We start from the raw sequence: 15,706 nt of genomic DNA, 5'->3' as shown, positions 1-15,706 counted from the left end.
AATCCCGCCCTGATATCGTAAGCCGGTCGTCAGAGCTCAAGCCGGCTTCAGTCCCCGGTTACCGGAACGTCTCGGCCAATTTGGGGTCCTGCAGCGCCTTGCGTTCCATACGCTCCCAGTACCGCTGCCGAACCTCCTGCACCGTGGTCGGCATGCCGGCGTCCAGGTACCTCGGCGCAGCAGGCGGTGTCGTGGCATACCTCTCGTACAGCCAGTCCAGAACGGCGTCGATCGTCACCTGCATGCTCGAGTCCGCCAGGGCGTACGGCGTGAACATGAAGTATACGGTCCTGAAGAGACCACGGTTCAGGCGATGCGCCACCGGCTTGCCCTGGAAGTCGAAGTTGGGATCGTTCAGGAAATGCTTGGAGCCGTACTTTGACTTGTACAGGTACATAGCCAGCGATCCCGGTGTCCTGATGAACCAGTCCACCTCCGGAAGGGCGGCTATATCAGAATTCCACGGGTAGTGATCCTTCCACAGGTACCTTTGGTGCAACTGTGCGGTGTCGACCGTGAGATTGGGGAAGATGTCCTTCTCCAGGCTGAGCGCGCCCACGAAGTCCTCTATCCGGACCGGCGGCAGAGGCAAGGGCCGGCCCAGGATGTGCCATTCCCACCCGGAATACGCAAACTGCTCGATCCCGAAGTAGAACAGAATGTTGAGCGCCAGTCCCGCCGGCGCACCGCCCATCGGTTCGAAATTCGGCCCGCTGGCCTCGCCACCGAAGAACTGTGCCCTGCCGCACATCCATACGTTGACGCCGGCATCTATGGCCGTGAAGATATCATCACTAAAGTCAGGGTTGGCCATCGCTCCGGGATAGGAGTTGTCATTAACTAAAATCAGGATCTTGTGGGCGAGCATCTGGCGTAAAGAGACACCGATTCCCTGCGCCACGTTTACTATCATGTAGTCGGTAGCGTCGTCGTAAGCGCCCGAATTGCCGGCTGTCCCCGCGCTGTTTTCCCAGCCATCAATGGCCCGCACCCAGTAAGCCCGGGCCGAGTCTCTGATCCCGGCGTTTATGAAGAAACTGAACTGCACGTCCAGAATGCCGATATCGCGCTCGTAGTGCGGATCGATAACGCTGAACGTCTCGAAAGCCGGTGTCATGTCCGGAACTTTGGCATCGTCGCGGCTACGGACCCAGAAAATGAAGTACTGCTCCTGGGTCGTATCCGAGGGTTCGGCTGCAAACACATCATAGACGGAGTCGCGCAGGTTGCTGATCCACTCGTCCCTGTCCGTAGTATCATATGACTGCGCCGCGACGCGGTCAAACAGCGGGTCAGCGGCAAAGTCCGGATCTGCGACATCATAGATCGTATCTATGTAGCCCAGGACGTTGGACACGGTAATAGTGTCGATCGGGATGCTGTCACATTCAATGACCTCGATGACCGTATCAAGGTACGGCACCCAGGAGGTATCGCAGGTGACCAGCGTATCATTCTCCCCGTACCTGAACAAGCGGGCGTCCCTCGTGACGAAGACTGTCCTGACAAACCGCAGTTGAATCTCCTCCCAGGTGCTGTCGTTGATAGTGTCGGACAGGTAGGGGCCATACAGGCGCCACTCGAATTCGAAGGGAGGCGGATCAGTCGGGAAATCGACGATATCGGAACCCTGCCACCGCATGTGGACACCGGTCACGGAACCGCCGGACGATTCGGCGTTGATAAACGGTCCGCCGAGGAAGCCGATGATGCGGGTGTCAGGCGGGTTGTCGTTACGGTCGAAGGCACGGAAGATAATCTCCGAGCCCAATCCCTGCTCATCGAAAGCCTGCACGAAAATGTACTGCCTGATGAGAACCCGGACGGGGTCCGAGACTTCCGCCGACATCGGAATGATATTGCTCGTCTTGGGATCGCCGGCCTGCGGGTCAACCTCCAGATAGGTCCAGATCTCGGTCGTATCGCAGTCGATAACCGTGTCGATACCCCCGGCCGTTTCCTCATACACGGTGTCGCACCCGATATCCTCGAGCTTCATCAGGGCTTCGTCGACGAACGGCTGGACACTGGCACTGTCGAGCGGGAGCACCGGCGGAATACCGTCGTAGTAGGTATCGATTATTTCCTGCTCGGTGAACACGACGTAGCGAAACATCACCACCTGGCCGTCGATATCCTGTCCAACCCAGTTAATGATCGGGTTAGTGCTGGTCCGGCTGTCCTCGGGCGGGACGTTGACAAACCAGACGACGGGCGCCTGATTCGGGGTCTTTTCGCCGCTGAGACGATCGGTACACCCCGGCACATAGAGAGAGAGCATCGCCAAGATTGTGATACCAAGCAGGGCGGCCACCGCCGCTTTGCGAAAATTCATAGTCATTTCCTCGTCTCTCCCTAGAACGCGATTGACATTGAGAACCGGTGGATTTCCGTCAGGATTCCGAAATCCTGGAAGGCGTAATCAAGTCGCAGTTCGCCCTCTTCGCCAAACGGAACTCGGACCCCGCCGCCGGCGGTGAACCCATCGGCGTCATAGTTGAACCGGCCGCCGGCACGAAGGATGAAGCGATCCTTGAACATGTACTCAGCACCGGCATTGTACTTCTCCAAATTATCGGACGGGTGCGAGCCCTCGGCCGACATGGTGACGACGTGCTCTACGGACTCCACAACGTTTATGGCGCTGCCAAACCGGAAATTGATCGGCAGCGGGTATTCCTTCTCGATGAACTGGAGGTCCGGGCCGAAGTTGGTGATCGCCATAGCGATTTTGAACCCGCGATACCCCGTGTCATAGGAGGTCCCGACGTCGGCCGACCAGCCGCTGGTGGAGTAGTTGTGGACGAACTCACCGATGTAGCGGAGCGTGACGCCGACCGAGAAGCGATCCGTCAGATACCGGCCGTAGCTTACCGCCATGGAGAAGTCGTTCCAGCTGAACTCCCGCCCCGTACCTTCCATCGTCCCCTGCTCGTACGTCCGCTCAACCATGCTGCCGCTGGTCAGGCCAAAGGCGCCGAACCCCAGCACGCCGCCGATGGATTCGAGCGGGAAGCCGAGACCGAGGAAACCGTACTGAATGTCAGCGGGCATATCGACGTACGTGAACATGACCTCGCGGCCCAGGAGCGACGTCAGCGCGGCCGGATTGTAGTACACCGCGGAGATGTCGTCGACCACGGCGGAAAACGCTTCGGCCATCCCCATTGCCCGCGCCGAGGGGCCGAGTTCGAGGAACTGCGCGCCCGTCGTACCTACCTTAGCCTGAGCGGCAACGTCTCCAGGCAGCCACAAACCCGCAGCGCCAATCATGCAGAGAACAGCCACAAGGACGACCCGCAGGCGGCGCCTCCTCTGCCGGTTATTGTCAATACACATGTCTACCTCATCTATTCTCATCGCTTAACTTCTAACACGCTCACATTACAAGCTCATCTCCAGACCGACCCGAATCTGACGGCCGTAGTCCCAGTTTAACGGGTTCTTGGAGAACTCGGTGCCGCCGAAGACTACCTGGTTGCGGTTCTGGTCCGTGTCGGCCCGACCGGTGCCTGAGTACACGCCCAAAACGTTACGGCTGTCCAGCAGGTTCTCAACCCAGAAGATAACCTCCCAGTCAACGCCGGCCAGCTCGAACTCCTTCGAGAACCGGGCGTCAAACACGGCCGTCGATGGCAACCGCATCGAGTTCCTCTCGATGTCCTCCGTACCGTCAGCGGAAATATCCGGGAAGCTCTGGGCCGGCGTGAACGGCATCCCCGACTCAATAACCGACTGGATGGTCAGCGACCACCCGCTGGGAATCGGAAAACCGAACAGTCGCGGCTTACTCGTCCTCGGCATATATATCTGGATGCCGGCCTTGAGGCTGTGCCTGATGTCGTTGTCCAGGGCACGCTCCGAGAGCGGCTCACGAGACAGCAGGAAGTCCGACAGGAAGAATTCGTTGTGCTTGGACGCCTTACCGAAGGCGAAGGCGTAAGTGTAACTGACCTGGCCGCTGACGTTGCCGGTGCGCTTCTCCAGCGTGACCTCAACGCCTCGACTGCGACCATAGTCACTGTTGCGATAGGCCTGGCGGAAAACGGAGCCGTCACGGATACGCGCCGAGTTAATCTTGTCGAACTCGTCCTTGAAGTAACCCTGCAGGTCGACGGAGTAGCTTTCGGACATGGCATACTTGACGCCGAACGAGTACTGGATCGTCTTCTGGTAATCCAGGTTCGGATTACCGATAACGTCGTTCTGGTTCACCGACGACGTGTTCCGCGCGTACATCAACATAAACTGCGGCAACTGGAAGAAGTGACCGTAGTTGAAATAGACCTTGGCCTTGTCCGAGATGGGGTATGAGAACCCGATACGCGGCGAGATCTTGTGGCGGTCGCCGTCGATAATGCCGCCGCGGTCATCAGACCGAAGAATGTCAGCAAGACGGTCCGTATCCTGCAGGAAGAAATCCAGGCGCAGGCCCAGATTGGCGATCATCGAACCGTACTCCAGCTTGTCACGCATGTATACGGTGCCGGTCCACGGTTTGAAACTGTAAAAGTCGCGGAAAGCGCCGCGATCCGGATACGGACCGCCGTCCTCACGGCCGGTGTACGGCAGGTACGGACGCTCTATCTCCTGGTAGATGAGATCCTCGTAGGTCAGCGCCACCCCGCCTTTCACTTCGTGCTTGCCCATCTGGCGGAAAACCTTCACCTCACCCCGGTACGTGCGTACCTCACGGTGATGCCACCTGGTTGTATCCTGGTGCTGATTCGAGTTGAGGAACGTCCCGGAGCCGCCGAAATCGTACTCGCCGTTACCGTTCACGTCAACGTACGGTTCACCCGGATCATACACCGTGTTGGGCTCGTCGTAGATCCCGTTGCCGTTCCGATCCCAGTAGGGAACTTTCGGCGTCCAACGGTCCTCGGGACCGTCGTACCGGCCGTTGTGGTTGTAATCCTGGTTGACGTTTTCATCGTCGCTGATCACGAAAATGTCGATGCCAATGTCGTAGCCGCCGTTGGAGTTGATGTCGGTGAACGGTTCACCCAGGATCGAGTCACCGTCGATGAACGGCTCATCGTCACGCGTGTTGATCGGCGAAAGGCGGTAACGGTCGAGTTGGCCGTTGCCGTTCTTGTCGGTAAGGAACTCACCGCGGTCCCACACGCCGTTGCCGTTGAGATCTATAAACGCTTCCCCCTCAAGAAGATCATAGACGCCGTTGTTGTTGAAGCGGAAGTTGCCCTCAATAATGCCGCCTCCCTGGACGTTGGGCAGAATCAGGGCATCGTCGTCGAAAACACCGTCCCCGTCCAGGTCATAGAACTCTCCGTACGTGTACGCAGGGCCGGAGAAGTTGGTGCCAAACGTGGCCGTATCCGGGAAAAGGTTGATCACCGGTTCCGGAGCGTCATATATGCCGTTGCGGTTGGTGTCGGACCAGTCTTCCCAGTCGCTTTGCAGCAGGAAGTCGTCAGGGTCCAGCCCCCGCCCCGGGTTGTCCGGGTCGCCGGGCTTCTCGGAATACGCGAAATTCGTGACCGAGAGAATGGCTTCATAGTTCATGTCTTTGGAGACCTGTTGGATAAGCTCCAGCGATACAGCAGACCTCTCCTGCCGCTCCACCGGTGCCGTAGCCGACGAGTAGCGGTGATCCCACGCGAATTTCGTGTTGCGCGTAATCCACTTCTTCAGTGACAGCACCACGCGCATGTTCTGCTTGGGGCGCATCTTGAAGTTCGCCTGGACGTGGTACCGGTTGCGCAGCCGCTCGGGAACGTCAAAACCAAAGAGGTTGAAGGACGACCAGTCACGCCGCGTTTCTGGCGTGTCAAACGAGGTGTACTGAAAAACACCATCGTCCTTCTCCATCTCGCCGTACAGGTAGTAAGTGAACTCCTTGTCGACGAGGAAATTCAGGCCGAGGGCCGGAAACAGCTTGTCGGCTATAATCGGATCGGGACCGGAAATAGAAGCCCGCATGTAATCGTAATTCCGCGAGAACTCATTGAGGTCGGAGTTGCCGAGGTCATCGGTGAGGATCTGCATATTAAAGCGAGTGGCGTCCTTCGACCCCGTCTGGCTCCGGATGTTCACGATGCCCGAGAGCGCGTTTCCGTACTCAGGATCGAACCCATCCTTAATGATCTGGATTTCCTGGATCGAGCCGGACACCAGCGAGAGGTTAGCGCCGGACTGTCCGAGGCCGCCGAGCGGATCACCGATCGGCACACCGTCGACGATAAACGAAACCTCCCCGGCCCGGCCGCCGCGGACGAACACCTCACCGGCCGCCGTCGTCTGAACACCCGGAACCTGCTCGAGCAGCGCGTCCACCGTCTGAACCGGCCGATGCTTGATAGTCTCCTGGCTGATGTTGACCTGCGTGCCGGTCTGGAACTTGTCGAGAAGGTCACGCGTCCCCTTCACCGTGATAGTCTCATCGAGTTCGGTGACTTTCTTCTCCACTTCCCGGTTCTGCTCGCTGGTGAGGTCGGCACTCACGACAACGTCGGTAATATCGACAGTCTTGTATTCGACGGAAGACATTCTAACCGTATACGTTCCCGGTGGCACCCGTGAGATGAGGTAATACCCATCCAAGTCCGTAGTGTTGCCCATGGTAGTACCAAGAATAAGTACCGATGCCTGGACAACCGGTTCGCCCGTCTCTGCGTCAATAATCCTCCCCTTGATCTGCCCCGTGGAGCCAGCCAAAACGATCAAAGGCAACAGGGCCAGCATACCCGCTATGGCCGCTAACACGACACGAGTCTTCCGGGTATTGAAAACCATCTCTCTTCCTCCTCGATGAGCCCGACTGACGCTCCCTATCGGTCACGCCTGACGTTTGGCTCAGCTGCATCCATTCCCGTAAAGCGGTTTACCTCCAACTGACTGCCTTCCCGCGAGCCGGAGCGAGCGCACACGAGACAGGATTGACGGCATCTGAACCCCCCTCACGAAGGGCGGAAAACACTCCTCAATCCTATCACTCATCGGTGCTTACCAGACGCTGCCGAACTCACTTCAGATCAGGAAAATACCTTTCCCTGGCCTTGCAAGTCAAGCGATTTTTTGGACGTCACCGCCCTAAACCGCTACCTTTAAGACTATTTGGGGGTCACAGTCGTTTAACAATTTGACGCTTCGCGCAGGAGTTTTTTTTGAGGTATTCGACGCGTGCGGCTACCTGCCGTACGTCATGTGACGAAAGCGCGTCCGGCTCGATATCGATTCCGAGAGAACCGGCCAGGGTGGCGGCAAAGTCCTCAGACCACGCGGCGAACTCCCGGCCGGTCAGGGGAAGGGGGTTTTGGGGCGAGTCAGCCGGGCCGTGCAGCGCCGGATGTACGGCCACTCCGCCCATTTTGATCGACCCGTGCTGGAGCAGCGCCGGGCCAATACGCCTCTGCGCGGAAGCCACCACCTTACGGCCGGCCGCCACCAACTCATGCCGCGCCGCCGAGGCGAAACACGGGGCCTTGTTGAAAAACTCCCGCCGCCCCTGCCCCGGCGTCGAGACGTGGACATACTCCGAGACGACCCCGACCCGGTCGAGAAAATCCTGGAGCGCCCCGGCTATGGCCCGGCAGGTCTGCGAGAGCGAGCCGGACAAGCTTGCGTGCGCCAGGCCTTCCCTGTTGACAGCGACCGCGTAAGTCAACTCCGAGGGGTCGTGAAACACGGCCCGCCCCCCGGTCACCCGCCGAATGACCGGAGTGCCGTCAAGGCGCGAGAAATCGAGGGCGGTTCTCTCGTTCTGGTTGAACCCGAACGTTATAGCCCCCACCCGCCACGTATACAGCCGGACGAATATGGAGGCTGGCTCGGCGAGGGCCCGACAAAGCAGCCATTCGTCAAAGGCCATGTTGTAGTACGGATCGGCGGCGAAATGTGCGTCGTAGCGCGCTCTGGTCATAGGCTATAAAAAAGCGTCCCGTCGACGGGGACGCAACACCTTACAACCGGACCTGACAGCAAGTCAGTTGACCGCGTCAAGCCGGTCGAGATCGATGTTGTACTGCTTGATCTTCAGGCGCAGGGTCGATTCGGGAATGTTCAGTGCCGCCGCCGCGTGCTTCTTGACACCGTTGCGCTCCCTGAGCGCCTGGATGATGAAGCGGCGCTCATGCGCCTCCAGATAGTCATAAAGAGAGTACTGCTCGTCAAACGCGAGTTCGTCATATCCGGAAAGATCAGCATCCAACTCCGGCGCCGCGTGCTGACTGACCGAGACTATCTTGCCTGAGAGAACAGCGGCACCGATCTCCTCGATGTCGCCGGTAAGCAGGACCATTTTCTTGATCTCATTCTCCAGCTCCCGAACGTTCCCGGGCCAACCGTAGGCGACCAGCGCTCGCATGACCTCAGGCGAGACCCGCTTGCCGCTTTCCCCCAGGAAGTGATTGACCAGCAGAGGGATATCCTCTCTCCGTTCTCGAAGTGCCGGTAGCCGGAACGTCAGAGCCGACAGCCGATAATACAGGTCGGGTCGGAACCGCCCCGTCTCCATCTCTTCCTTGAGATCACGATTGGTCGCTGAAATGATACGAACATCCACTTTGCGCGGAACGCTCTCGCCAAGACGGACAATCTCCTGCTCCTCCAGCACTCGCAGGATTTTCGCCTGCACGCTTAACGGCATGTCGGCGATTTCATCCAGGAAGAAGGTGCCGCGGTCGGCCTCTTCAAAAAGGCCCGACTTGTCACGATCGGCGCCGGTGAAGGCACCTCTCCGGTAACCGAACAGTTCCGATTCGAGAAGTGTCTCAGGCAGGGCCGCACAGTTCACGGAAATAAACCGCCGGTCGCGCCTGCCGGAATTGTAGTGAATCGCACGCGCGAGAATATCCTTGCCGCAGCCCGTCTCACCTTCGATGGCTACCGAGATATTGGAGTCGACGACCTGCCGTACCTGCGACAACAGTTCCAGCATGGCCGAGTTGCGGGTGAGAATGTTCGGGAACGCCGCCTGCTCCTGCAACTGGGCCTTCAGGCGGCGGTTATCCTCCTGCAGCTTCATCTTGTGCAACTCTGCCGACTTAAAGGCGATGATATCGGAAAAGCCGACGGCGAAATTCAACTGCGTCTGGCTGAACGGGTTCAGCGTATTGTCGAACGACAGCTTGTCCAGGTATATGTAACTGGTGGTATTGTCGCTCATCTTGAACGGAATAACGATCACGCTGGCCACCACGTCCGGAATATCGGGCAGGAGGTTGTTAATGTAAGGATCGCGCCGACAATCGAGCAAAAGGGTGGGTCTGTCGCGGGCGATCTCTTCACCCATCAACTGCCCGAAACCGTCTGCAAACCTGCGTGCCTGGAAGGGGGTCAGGGGAAAAGAAGCCGTGACCGGACTGTCTTCGAAATCGGGAGTAAAGATGATGGCGCGCGCAGCACCCGTCCGGCGCGTCAACACCTCCAGAACCTGGTCGATGCGGCCGGTCCTCAAATCCTCCAGATCGGACTGGTTGAGCAAAGTACCGAAGACCTTGAATTCGTTTTCCTGGGAAACCGACAGCGCCACCGCCTGATCGGCCAGTGTCGTTAGAAACTGGTGCACCTTGCGAACCCTGGCCGAGTCGCCCAGCATTGAGAATGTCTTCTCGGCACGGCTGAGCCTCTTGAAGCCACGCGGAAGATCACCCTGCCGGCAGGCAAACGTGCCGGCCTTCAGGTCGGTCTCGGCAACCCAGTAATCAAGCCCGAGCTTCTTGAAGAGGCGTCTGGCTTCGTCAAGGACGGCACGAATCCGCTGAACCTCGTCCGATCCAGCCGCGATTTTGATGTCGGCCAGCGACAACAGCGTGCGGGCCCGTGTCAGAGGATCCCGCACTTCACGTGCCAGCTCCACGGCCTGATTGACGTGTTTCAGAGCGTCTTCATACTCGCCCCGGGCCGCAAAAACGAGCCCGGTGACGCGCCGGGCCATCACCAACTCAGACTTCTCACCGATCTGCAGAGACAACTCCAGTGCCTTCTGCCCGTACTTCATGGCCTCGTCATGGTTGTCCAGGAGCAGTTCCGCTTCGGCGAGACGCCGGCCTGACTGCGAGACGAGCGCTGACCCGGAAGCCAGCAGCCGGCCTTCATGGTAAGCTTCGGCAAGCAGGGACTTGGCTTTGAATGCGTCCCCCTTCTCCAGAGCCAGCTCGCCGATGTATTCGAGATAGATGACCTTTTCGCGCTTGAGGTCCAGCTTCTCGATCAGCTTCAACGCCTTGGACAGAAAACGCTCGGCGAAGACGAACTCGCGCCTGCAGATATGCAGGTAACTCAGGGACAGAAGGTTGCGGGCTGCGGAGATCTCGTTGGAGACCTCAGTGTGGTACTTAAGGGCTGCCTTCAGATCCAATTCCGCCTGGTTCCACTGGCCGGTCAGGGTATGAAGGACACCGGCGTTACCGGTCAACAGAGCGACTTTTCGGTCATCTCCGGCAGCCTGCTCAATGGCATCTTCAAGAAACCCGGCCGCAGCTTGGAAGTCACCTCGCGTAAAGGCGATGCGCGCCAACTCGTTAAGCGCGTCCACCTGCCCCAGCGGCTCATCTGCCCGACGATAGGATGCTAACGCGTCGTGTGCTCGGATTTCAGCGTTCTTGAGATCGCCAAGCGCCGAGAAGGTCTTGGACAAGACCAGCAACAGCCGCCCGTAGCGACGGTTGAGTGGAAAACCAGCCAGGATCCTGGCACCGCGCAGGCCCATCTCAATCGCCTGCCGGTAAACCCCGTCGTTGAAACAAATGTCAGTCTTCAGAGCCAGAAGCAACCCTGCTTCATGCTGGCCGCCGTTGAAGTCCTCTTCGCTCAGGCCCTCCAACTCGCGGCGGGCAACGTCATATTTCCGCTGCCTAAAAAGCTCTTCGACTGATAACAGGCGGTTATCGAAGTCCAACTTTTGTGAGGAAGTCTGCATTAGCTAACTTCTTTCGCCCGGTCAGTCACGCCGGGCGATAATTGTCGGTCCTGTTTAGGTCATCACATCATGGCTCGCTGCTTCTGAACACATGCATTTCCTCCCCGAATGCACCGCCATCCAGGGAATCATCTCCAAGTACACCACCTGCTTACACCTGGGTTGCATTGTACAGCACGTACAAATACCAGTACCAGTCCGGACTGTCACTCATTTCCGGGTAGCTTTCAGGAGCAATGAGGGTGTCCTCGTCGCTGCCGGGGTTAAGCGGCTGTTTGTCCTCTTCGTCGGCATCCCACGGATGCTCACCCGATACCGCAGGACCGGAGATGAAGCATGCGACAGCCAGAACCAGCAGCATCACAACGATGGTGAGAGCTCTGCCTTTCATAAACCTATCCTCCTGATATTAAGACGATAACAATCGAATTGTCTTACAGGTTCACACAAATAATTCTTGCGCAGTGAATTTCCCTCCGGCGCATATCTTGCCCCTATAAATGTACGACCCAGCCAATCTCTTGTCAAGGAATATCTTAGGGGACGCAGAATTTGCGCCGGGCAACTCGCAGAGCCCAATTCGCTGGCTCTTGAGCCCGCCGGATGCGACTTCTCACGCACAGCATCAGATATGAACTCCGCGTCGAGTGTGCGCTCAGCAACTCACACAGTGATCACACAATACGTTGAACACACGGCACTTAGCTTGAGAATATGCCCCCTGCAAGGCGCGGGATTGGGCTACAGACGGCCTGGCTTTTTTGGTGTTGCAACAGCCCGCTCCCCCCAGCCAGATCCCGGTGAATCAAGCACAGCAGCCCCTGGATGCATTCTGCGGCGCGGTGCGCACTATCCCTGCGGCCGCTTGCTGCGCACCTTCACCTTCTTGATCCGCTGTCCTTCGACACGGATGACCTCAAACTCGAATCCGTGCCAACTGACTTTGGCCCCTTCATCCGGCACCGAACTGACCAGGTCATAAATCAGACCGCCCACGGTGTCATAGTCTCCCTGCTCGTAGTCGGTACCGAGGCTCTCCTGCAAGTCCTCGACCAGCAGTGAAGCATCCACCAGATACTGTCCGTCAAGAAGCTTCACGAACGGAGCCTCTTCGGCATCGTGCTCGTCCTGGATCTCGCCGACAATCTCCTCGAGAATGTCTTCAAGCGTGACCAGCCCGGAGACCCCGCCGTATTCGTCGACGACAATAGCGATATGCTGCTTCTTGGCTCGAAACTCACGCAAGAGATCGCCGATGACCTTCGATTCCGGAACAAAGGAGGGTTTGCGAAGGTACCTGGAGATGACGAACTCTTCTCCCGGTTTGGGCATGTTGTTAAACAGGTCCTTTACGTACAGGATGCCGATGATCCTGTCGATGACTTCCTCGAACACGGGGAACCGGGAATGGCCGTCTCGGCGCACAATCTCCTGTATCTCCGAGAAGCCGGTGGATCGTTCGATTCCGGTGATGTCCATGCGGGGAGACATGATTTCCCGCACTACCGTCTGGTCGAGAAGGAAGATGTGACCGATCATTTCCTTCTCGTCCTCCTCAACGATGGCTTCACCGATACCGGCTTGCTCGGCCAGGGTCTCGATGGCGCGCTCGACGATCTCCTCTTTTTCCTCCTCGGTGACTCTATCTTCCTGGCTGACCCGACTGAGCCCGCGACGGTACAAGGCAACGACGGGAAAGAACGTATGATACAGGACCGAGATGAGCCACAGGTACCGGCTCATCGGGCTGCTGATGGCCCTTCGTGAATGCCGACGGGGGAGGTATTCCACGAAAGCGATATATAACAGCCAGACGAGCAGCAGGCCGGGCACGGCGGTGACATAGATGCCCGTTTCAACGACGGCGGCGAGCCACCTGAGCATGAGAAGAGCCAGCCCGGTGACGGCAATGAGAGAGAATGATTTGTAGAATGCCGCAATCTGCAGTAAAGCCCGCGAATCCGAGGCCAGTTTCTTCAGCAGCCGCTGCCGACGACGGGACTGACCGGCAAACAGCGACTCTACCTTCTCCGGGTCTATGTATACGGCCAGTGAATACAGCGACACCAGGTAAGCGCTCACGTAAAGGCCGATAACCAGGACAATGGACAGGAGGACCAGAATCATGACGCCCCTTCCTCCAGCCGCGAAAGGTAGTAATCTTCGCGCTGCCGCATGCGGGCGGCAGGACGCTTCTTCTCATGGTCGTAGCCGAACAGGTGCAGAAGCCCGTGGCCGATGAGCCGCAGGTATTCCCGCGCCAGGCTGGCCCCGTGCTGCCGGGCCTGTCTGGCGGCGGTGTCGACGGAGATATATATCTCGCCGAAGACGCTCCGGCGTGACTGCGGGTCGTCTATGTTGAACGAAAGCACGTCGGTCGCGCTGTCTTTTCCCAGGAATTCCCGGTTGAGCTTGCGGATTCGGCGGTCGGTGGTGAGTATCAGATTGACAGAGCCCTGCCACCCGGGATCCGCCTCCCCGTCGACAACAAGTTCGAAAAGGCGACGTATCTTTCCGGCGGGAAGACGGGTTTTGCATTCTCTGAACGTCAGCAGTCTCATCAGACCTTGGCTTTGTCTTCATGCGGGTATTCCACGCGACGGTGAAAGGCCGCGATAAGAACCTGGGTAAAAGCCTCCTTTATTCTGGCCAGGTCCTTCAGCGTCAGCGGGCACTCGTCCAGCTCGCCGGACTGGAAACGGTCATTGATAATCCGCTGAATGAGATTCTCAATACGGGCCGGCTTGGGATCATCCAGCGTGCGACTGGCCGCCTCGACGGCGTCGGACACCATGGCTATGCCGGTCTCCCGAGTCTGTGGCTTGGGACCGGGATAGCGAAACTTATCGATGGCAGACTCATCCGCGCCCTGTTCCCGCGCCCGGTTGTAGAAGTAGCTCATCACCATGGTCCCGTGGTGTTCCTCGATGAAATTGAGGACGTCGTCAGGGATGTCCGCCTCCTCGCCGAGGAGGCGCCCCTTCTTCACGTGCGAGGCCAGGATGAGAGCCGACATGGACGGCGTCAGCGAGTCGTGTTTGGACTTGATGCTGAGCTGGTTTTCGACGAAGTACTCCGGTATCTCGATCTTGCCGATGTCGTGGTAGTAGGCGCCGACACGCGCCAGCAACGAGTTGGCGTTGATGGTCTTGGCGGCCGCCTCGCTGAGGTTGCCCACAATGATCGAGTGATGATACGTCCCGGGCGCCTCGATGGCCAGCCGCTTGAGCAGCGGGTGGTTAAGGTCAGAAAGCTCCAGCAGGGTGATGTCCGTCGTGATCCCGAAAAGCGACTCGATGACCGGCAGGATGCCGATGGTCAGCAGAACGGACACCAGGCCGATGCCTATGCCGTAGGCCAGTTCGGTCAGGATCTCTTCGTTGGGGCTTAGCTTGAGGTTCTCGACCACTACGATCACAATCACGTAGGAGAGCACGACCAGGAGCATAATCCGGTAGAAGTCGGACCTTTTCCGCACCATTCGAGACGAGAAGCAGGCCACGATACCGACCAGGGCGGTCAGGAGGGTTATGGAAAAACTGAACCGATGCATGATGCCGAGCAGGAGGGCCAGAATGATGGTGGTGAGAATCCCCACCTCGGCGTCAAACAGGATTGTCACCATGATCGGCAGCACGGCTACCGGGTAAGCATAGATCGATTTCAATCCAAGCTGATCGACGAGATACAGCAGGAAAAGCTGCAAAGCAAACACGATGAAGAGAGCCAGGACCTTGGGATTGGAGTTGTATATCTGCCGCCTGAAATAATACAGAAAGAGGTACAGCGCGGCGAACGCGGCCAGCACGAGCAGGACGCGGGCAAGAAGCGGAAGCAGAGCAACCAGCCAGTGGCGGCCGGCCGTCTGGGAGTACAGGTAGCGGGCCATTTCCTGAAGGATTTCCTCCTGTCGCTCGGAAACCTTATGACGCGCGCTGACAATGACGTCGCCGGTGTTGACCACTTCCTTGACGTTCGACACCCGCGCCAGTTCGTCGGCCACGCGGCGATTATACTCCTCGGTATTGGGCCACAGGCAAGGCTGGATGAAGATCCGACCGATCAGATAGTAGTATTCGACGTCTATCGAGTCGACGGCGCTCAGGCGGTTCAGTGCCGTCAGCAGCCGGGCGTTAGCCAGGGGAACGTCGAGCAAACGGTTACGCTGGTATATGCTCTCGCGATCACCCTGCCTGACAAGTACCGACTTGTTGCGCTGTTCCGGAACCTCGCTCAGCGATCTCAGCACGCCGACATCGTATATGTCGTCCGAGTAAATGCGCTCCAGGCGGCCATGGAGAACGGCCACGTCATTCGTGTCGGTCAGGACCTTGCTGATGGCCGTTCGGCTCAACATGGGGAAGCGCGCCGAAACCAGATCGAGCCGCTCCAGCTCTTCGATGGAGTCGACGGGCACCGACGCACGAAGCGAGTCGACGAGAGCGACAAAGCGTCTCAGGCCGCGGTAGGTCGAATTGACGATGCTCGTGTCACAGTCAAGCACGAAGGGAATGGAAAAACGAACCATCTCCTCCTCATCGGCGATCTCGCGGGGGCTCTTGTATATCGTGATCTGGAACGGCGCGATGACATCGTCGGGAGCCAGTTCTCCGCGCCGGGGCATGTCGAGCGGATCATACAGGACTTCACCCGGATAGAGCAGGCCAATCAACGCCGAGGCCACCACCAGCATCGCCACCTTTGTGAGCCGCGAGCGGCGAGTGGGTGCCTGCTGCTGCCGGCTCTCGGTCTGGGCCCGCAACAGCCTCTTGACCTTCCGCTTGATTTTCAACAGAATAGAAAACATTTTAGCTGCACCGGCCC

Annotated in this window: 9 protein-coding genes; all 9 read right to left on the bottom strand. The window is 58.3% G+C overall.

Annotation, left to right across the window (positions count from 1 at the left end):
* Positions 1 to 58 precede the first annotated feature (58 nt).
* The 9 genes from VMY05_08180 to VMY05_08140 all read right to left on the bottom strand — a co-directional run bounded on the left by VMY05_08180 (position 59) and on the right by VMY05_08140 (position 15,689).
* The gene (locus tag VMY05_08180) at positions 59 to 2,335 is read right to left on the bottom strand and encodes a hypothetical protein (GenBank protein HUV31046.1); all 2,277 of its coding nucleotides are present in this window, start codon (positions 2,333 to 2,335) and stop codon (positions 59 to 61) included.
* Between the two features lie 20 nt (positions 2,336 to 2,355).
* Positions 2,356 to 3,339, bottom strand: a complete 984-nt coding sequence (locus tag VMY05_08175; protein HUV31045.1) for a PorV/PorQ family protein — start codon at positions 3,337 to 3,339, stop codon at positions 2,356 to 2,358.
* Between the two features lie 45 nt (positions 3,340 to 3,384).
* The gene (locus VMY05_08170; GenBank protein ID HUV31044.1) at positions 3,385 to 6,756 is read right to left on the bottom strand and encodes a TonB-dependent receptor; all 3,372 of its coding nucleotides are present in this window, start codon (positions 6,754 to 6,756) and stop codon (positions 3,385 to 3,387) included.
* 328 nt (positions 6,757 to 7,084) lie between these two features.
* The gene (locus VMY05_08165) at positions 7,085 to 7,882 is read right to left on the bottom strand and encodes a hypothetical protein (protein HUV31043.1); all 798 of its coding nucleotides are present in this window, start codon (positions 7,880 to 7,882) and stop codon (positions 7,085 to 7,087) included.
* A gap of 63 nt (positions 7,883 to 7,945) precedes the next feature.
* Positions 7,946 to 10,882, bottom strand: coding sequence for a sigma 54-interacting transcriptional regulator (locus VMY05_08160; GenBank protein HUV31042.1), 2,937 nt, complete (start codon positions 10,880 to 10,882; stop codon positions 7,946 to 7,948).
* 151 nt (positions 10,883 to 11,033) lie between these two features.
* Entirely contained in the window at positions 11,034 to 11,273 is a 240-nt protein-coding gene (locus VMY05_08155) for a hypothetical protein (GenBank protein HUV31041.1), read from the bottom strand.
* Positions 11,274 to 11,731: 458 nt separating this feature from the next.
* On the bottom strand, positions 11,732 to 13,009 hold the full coding sequence (locus VMY05_08150) for a hemolysin family protein (GenBank protein ID HUV31040.1): 1,278 nt from the start codon (positions 13,007 to 13,009) through the stop codon (positions 11,732 to 11,734).
* The gene (gene ybeY / locus VMY05_08145; protein HUV31039.1) at positions 13,006 to 13,443 is read right to left on the bottom strand and encodes an rRNA maturation RNase YbeY; all 438 of its coding nucleotides are present in this window, start codon (positions 13,441 to 13,443) and stop codon (positions 13,006 to 13,008) included. Before ybeY ends, VMY05_08150 begins: the two co-directional genes overlap by 4 nt.
* Positions 13,443 to 15,689 carry an HDIG domain-containing protein gene (locus VMY05_08140; GenBank protein HUV31038.1) on the bottom strand — a complete coding sequence of 749 codons (2,247 nt, stop codon included), beginning with the start codon at positions 15,687 to 15,689 and terminating at the stop codon, positions 13,443 to 13,445. The genes ybeY and VMY05_08140 overlap by 1 nt, the downstream gene beginning before the upstream one ends.
* Positions 15,690 to 15,706 lie beyond the last annotated feature (17 nt).

The organism is Acidobacteriota bacterium (assembly GCA_035529075.1).
GTDB lineage: Bacteria > Zixibacteria > MSB-5A5 > GN15 > FEB-12 > DATKXK01.
The sequence above is the reverse complement of the archived record's forward strand: the minus strand, read 5'-3'. Positions and strand labels throughout refer to the sequence as shown.